Raw genomic sequence first — 5,669 nt, forward strand, 5'->3', positions numbered from 1 at the left:
AATGGTGACCCGTACGGGAATCGAACCCATGTTTGCGGCGTGAGAGGCCGCCGTCTTAACCGCTTGACCAACGGGCCGTGTGGTGCGCCTTCAGGGATTCGAACCCGGGACCCACTGATTAAGAGTCAGTTGCTCTACCAACTGAGCTAAAGGCGCATATGGTGCGCTTTGTCTGCGCCCTGAAAACCGAACAGTGAAACCGCAATTCCTTGCTTGCAAGCGCCTGCATTCCTTATTGACCTTGTAGGTCAAGCCCTCGGCTTATTAGTATCGGTCAGCTGCACGCCTCACGGCGCTTCCACCTCCGACCTATCAACGACATAGTCTACGTCGAGCCTTACTCCATAAAGGATGAGAGATCTAATCTTAGGGAGAGTTTCACGCTTAGATGCTTTCAGCGTTTATCTCGTCCAGACGTAGCTACCCAGCTGTGCCCTTGGCAGGACAACTGGTGCACCAGAGGTCTGTCCATCCCGGTCCTCTCGTACTAAGGACAGCTCCCTTCAAATCTCTTACGCCCGCAACAGATAGGGACCGAACTGTCTCACGACGTTCTGAACCCAGCTCGCGTGCCACTTTAATCGGCGAACAGCCGAACCCTTGGGACCGAATTCAGCCCCAGGATGTGACGAGCCGACATCGAGGTGCCAAACCTCCCCGTCGCTGTGGACGCTTGGGGGAGATCAGCCTGTTATCCCCAGGGTAGCTTTTATCCGTTGAGCGACGGCACTTCCACTTGCATACCGCCGGATCACTAACTCCAACTTTCGTTACTGCTCGGCCCGTCGGCCTCGCAGTTAGGCTCGTTTATGCGTTTACACTCACTGCACGATTTCCGTCCGTGCTGAACGAACCTTTGAGCGCCTCCGTTACCTTTTAGGAGGCGACCGCCCCAGTCAAACTGCCCACCTAACAGTGTCCCCCGACCGGATTCACGGCCGCAGGTTAGAAAACCAGTAAATCAAGGGTGGTATCCCAAGGGTGGCTCCACCTGAGCTGACGCCCAAGCTTCCAAGCCTCCCACCTATCCTGTACATGATTTACCAATCCTCAGTATTAAGCTACAGTAAAGCTCCATGGGGTCTTTCCGTCTAGTTGCGGGTAACTGGCATCTTCACCAGTACTACAATTTCGCCGGGTGGGCTGTTGAGACAGCGCCCAAATCGTTACGCCATTCGTGCGGGTCAGAACTTACCTGACAAGGAATTTCGCTACCTTAGGACCGTTATAGTTACGGCCGCCGTTTACTGGGGCTTCAATTCAGACCTTCGCTTGCGCTAAGCCCTCCTCTTAACCTTCCAGCACCGGGCAGGCGTCAGCCCATATACGTCATCTTTCGATTTAGCATAGACCTGTGTTTTTGGTAAACAGTCGCTTGGGCCTATTCTCTGCGGCTCTTTTCAGAGCTCCCCTTATCCCGAAGTTACGGGGTAATTTTGCCGAGTTCCTTAACAACCCTTCTCCCGTTGGCCTTAGGATTCTCTCCTCATCTACCTGTGTCGGTTTGCGGTACGGGCACCTTAGCATACACCAGAACTTTTCTCGCCTCGTCATTCTCCAGCTTCCCTACTTAATTTCGGTCCCTTTCGCCCGGGTCAACCAACGCCCGGGTCTGGATAGCTCCAAGTGTCCTTCTGGTTTAAGTTTCGGTGGCTACGGAATTTCAACCGTATGTGCATCGACTACGCCTCTCGGCCTCGCCTTAGCTCCCGGCTTACCTTGGGCGGACGAACCTTCCCCAAGAAACCTTAGATTTTCGGCCATTATGATTCCCACATAATTCTCGCTACTCATTCCGGCATTCTCACTCGAATACAGTCCACCGCTCCTTCCGATGCGACTTCACCCCGTATTCGACGCTCCCCTACCACGCATTGCTGCATCCCAAGCTTCGGTTATACGCTTAGCCCCGTTACATTTTCCGCGCAGAGTCACTCGACCAGTGAGCTATTACGCACTCTTTTAATGAGTGGCTGCTTCTAAGCCAACATCCTGGTTGTTTTCGCAATTCCACATCGTTTTCCACTTAGCGTATATTAGGGACCTTAGCTGTGGGTCTGGGCTGTTTCCCTTTTGACCACGAGACTTATCTCACGTAGTCTGACTGCTGATCATCAATTAGCCGGCATTCTGAGTTTGATAGGGTTCAGTAACTTTATCAGCCCCTAGCCCATTCAGTGCTTTACCTCCGGTAATCTAAATCAACGCTAGCCCTAAAGCTATTTCGGGGAGAACCAGCTATCTCCAAGTTCGATTAGAATTTCTCCGCTATCCACAGGTCATCCGCCACCATTGCAACGGGGGTCGGTTCGGCCCTCCATGGAGTTTTACCTCCACTTCAGCCTGCCCATGGATAGGTCACCTGGTTTCGGGTCTATTGCACGCAACTTAATTCGCCCTATTCAGACTCGCTCTCGCTTCGCCTCCGGTACTGAATACCTTAAGCTCGCTACGTACAATAACTCGCCGGACCGTTCTACAAAAAGTACCTCATCACTCTTTAACGAGCTTTGAGTGCTTGTAAGCACAAGGTTTCAGGTTCTATTTCACTCCCCTCCCGGGGTCCTTTTCACCTTTCCCTCACGGTACTGCTCCTCTATCGGTCATCAAGTAGTATTTAGGGTTGGAGGGTGGTCCCCCCAGTTTCCCACAGGGTTTCACGTGTCCTGCGGTACTCTGGATCCTGACTGGATCAATTCAATTTTCGCTTACGGGACTATCACCCGCTATGGTCGGCCTTCCCATACCGTTCAGCTAATCTATTGATCCGTTGTGTCAGTCCACAACCCCGAAGGATAAATCCTTCGGTTTGCCCTCTTCCGCGTTCGCTCGCCACTACTTGCGGAATCTCTGTTGATTTCTCTTCCTCGCCCTACTTAGATGTTTCAGTTCAGGCGGTTCCCCACCTACGCCTATTTTATTCAACGCAGGTTGACGGAGTATTGCTCCGCCGGGTTTCCCCATTCGGAAATTCCGGGATCAAAGCTTATGTGCAGCTCCCCCAGACTTATCGCAGCTTGTCACGTCCTTCATCGGCTCTTGATGCCAAGGCATTCCCCTTGCGCTCTTATTAGCTTGACCTTCGTAGAACAACCTATCTTCTAAGCTGTTCTCTCGGTTCCATAAGAATTATGCAGGCACAAATCGGTTCATTGTAGTTTGTGTTACCCTAATTATTGATTAAAGTCCACAAAAAAACTTTGTTACCTCTCTGTTGCTTGCTCGCAATTTCTTGCTTGCTTCACTGTTCAGTTTTCAAGGTGCAGACTTTCCAACCTCTTTCAAGGTCAGATCGAAACACTTCGCATCGCAAAATGCTTCGATTTGATCTTGTTGGTGGAGATAAGCGGAATCGAACCGCTGGCCTCCTGCTTGCAAGGCAGGCGCTCTCCCAGCTGAGCTATACCCCCGACTTCCCGTCAGAGTTTTTGTGGTGGGCCCAAGTGGACTCGAACCACCGACCTCACGATTATCAGTCGTGCGCTCTAGCCAGCTGAGCTATGGGCCCGTCGGCCGCCTTCGGCGTGCGCCCTCTAAATTAAACAACGTGACTCTCATTCTTCACCATCAGGTCTGACCTAGGACGTTACAACAACATCTTTCAGTTGTTGATGTCTCCTTAGAAAGGAGGTGATCCAGCCGCTCGTTCTCGAACGGCTACCTTGTTACGACTTCACCCCAATTATCGAACCCACCTTCGGCCGCGCCCTCCTTGCGGTTAGGCTACGGACTTCGGGTGTTCCCGACTCTCATGGTGTGACGGGCGGTGTGTACAAGGCCCGGGAACGTATTCACCGCGGCATGCTGATCCGCGATTACTAGCGATTCCAACTTCACGCAGGCGGGTTGCAGCCTGCGATCCGAACTGGGATGGCTTTTAGGGGTTTGCTCTGCCTCGCGGCTTTGCCTCCCTCTGTTGACCACCATTGTAGTACGTGTGTAGCCCAGGACATAAGGGGCATGATGATTTGACGTCGTCCCCACCTTCCTCCGTTTTGTCAACGGCAGTCTCGCTAGAGTGCTCTTGCGTAGCAACTAACAATAAGGGTTGCGCTCGTTGCGGGACTTAACCCAACATCTCACGACACGAGCTGACGACAACCATGCACCACCTGTCACCGAGGTCTCCGAAGAGAAAGGTGTATCTCTACACCGGGCCTCGGGATGTCAAGCCCTGGTAAGGTTCTTCGCGTTGCTTCGAATTAAACCACATACTCCACCGCTTGTGCGGGCCCCCGTCAATTCCTTTGAGTTTCAACCTTGCGATCGTACTCCCCAGGTGGGATACTTATTGTGTTAACTGCGGCACGGAGGGGGTCAGACCCCCCACACCTAGTATCCATCGTTTACAGCGTGGACTACCAGGGTATCTAATCCTGTTTGCTCCCCACGCTTTCGCGCCTCAGCGTCAGTTGCTGTCCAGCAGACCGCCTTCGCCACTGGTGTTCCTCCTAATATCTACGCATTTCACCGCTACACTAGGAATTCCGTCTGCCTCTCCAGTACTCAAGAACTACAGTTTCAAATGCAGGCTCAGGGTTGAGCCCTGAGTTTTCACATCTGACTTGCAGTCCCGCCTACACGCCCTTTACACCCAGTAAATCCGGATAACGCTTGCCACCTACGTATTACCGCGGCTGCTGGCACGTAGTTAGCCGTGGCTTATTCCTCAGGTACCGTCACTTTCTTCGTCCCTGAGAAAAGAAGTTTACAACCCGAAAGCCTTCTTCCTTCACGCGGCGTTGCTGGGTCAGGCTTGCGCCCATTGCCCAATATTCCCCACTGCTGCCTCCCGTAGGAGTCTGGGCCGTGTCTCAGTCCCAATGTGGCCGGCCAACCTCTCAGTCCGGCTACTGATCGTCGCCTTGGTGGGCCGTTACCCCGCCAACTAGCTAATCAGACGCGAGTCCATCTCAGAGCGATAAATCTTTGGCAGTCAGAGCCATGCGGCCCAACTGCATTATGCGGTATTAGCACAAATTTCTCTGTGTTATTCCCCACTCCAAGGCAGGTTACTCACGCGTTACTCACCCGTCCGCCACTAAGAAACCATATCAATTGGACGAATCCTCTTTCAATGGCTCTCCGTTCGACTTGCATGTGTTAAGCACGCCGCCAGCGTTCATCCTGAGCCAGGATCAAACTCTCAATAAAATGGTATTTAAAGAACCGAAGTTCCTCAAATCAATTTTATTGAAGCTTAAACTTAGCTTCAAAGAAATAAATTGACGTTGTTCCTTACAAGCTTTTTTCAAAGCTTCTTAAACAACCGTCACCTTTTTGGTGCTTCGTGTTTGTCACGTTGTTTAATTTACAAGGTGCACACCGCGCGAACTTGTCGCGGCGGGTTTTAATGATAACACATCGTTTTCGCTTTGTCAAGAACTTTTTTCAAGTTTTTTCAAACTTTTTTAAAGCTCTTTCATTCGCCGCTCTTTCGAGGTTATCTCGTGCCGGCCTCGCAGCCGACTCGATTAGGTTACCACATTCAGTTCGCTTTGTCAAGAGCTTTTTTCAAGTTTTTTCAAACTTTTTTCGAGCTCTTAACTTGTGAACCTTTTGGGCCCCTGCGCTTTCGACCGGTTTTGCCCTGTCGCAGAGCGCTTGCTTATATTAGCAAAACCGTACCCGTTTGTCAACACCTTTTTTCATTTTTTTCGAGCTTTTTT

General features: G+C 51.5%; 4 tRNA genes and 2 rRNA genes. All 6 read right to left on the minus strand.

The features are described from left to right. Window positions 1-2: 2 nt before the first annotated feature. A tRNA-Glu gene (locus I6E39_RS10925) sits at window positions 3-77 on the minus strand. A gap of 3 nt (window positions 78-80) precedes the next feature. Continuing rightward, a tRNA-Lys gene (locus I6E39_RS10930) sits at window positions 81-156 on the minus strand. Between the two features lie 88 nt (window positions 157-244). Continuing rightward, a 23S ribosomal RNA gene (locus I6E39_RS10935) occupies window positions 245-3,081 on the minus strand. 253 nt (window positions 3,082-3,334) lie between these two features. After that, a tRNA-Ala gene (locus I6E39_RS10940) sits at window positions 3,335-3,410 on the minus strand. Window positions 3,411-3,431: 21 nt separating this feature from the next. Beyond that, window positions 3,432-3,508, minus strand: a tRNA-Ile gene (locus I6E39_RS10945). A gap of 115 nt (window positions 3,509-3,623) precedes the next feature. Further along, a 16S ribosomal RNA gene (locus I6E39_RS10950) occupies window positions 3,624-5,154 on the minus strand. Together the 16S and 23S rRNA genes with 4 tRNA genes alongside form the textbook arrangement of a ribosomal RNA operon. Window positions 5,155-5,669 lie beyond the last annotated feature (515 nt).

The sequence above is a fragment of the Pseudoflavonifractor phocaeensis genome (assembly GCF_021531375.1).
In the GTDB taxonomy this organism is placed as follows: Bacteria; Bacillota; Clostridia; order Oscillospirales; family Oscillospiraceae; genus Lawsonibacter; species Lawsonibacter phocaeensis_B.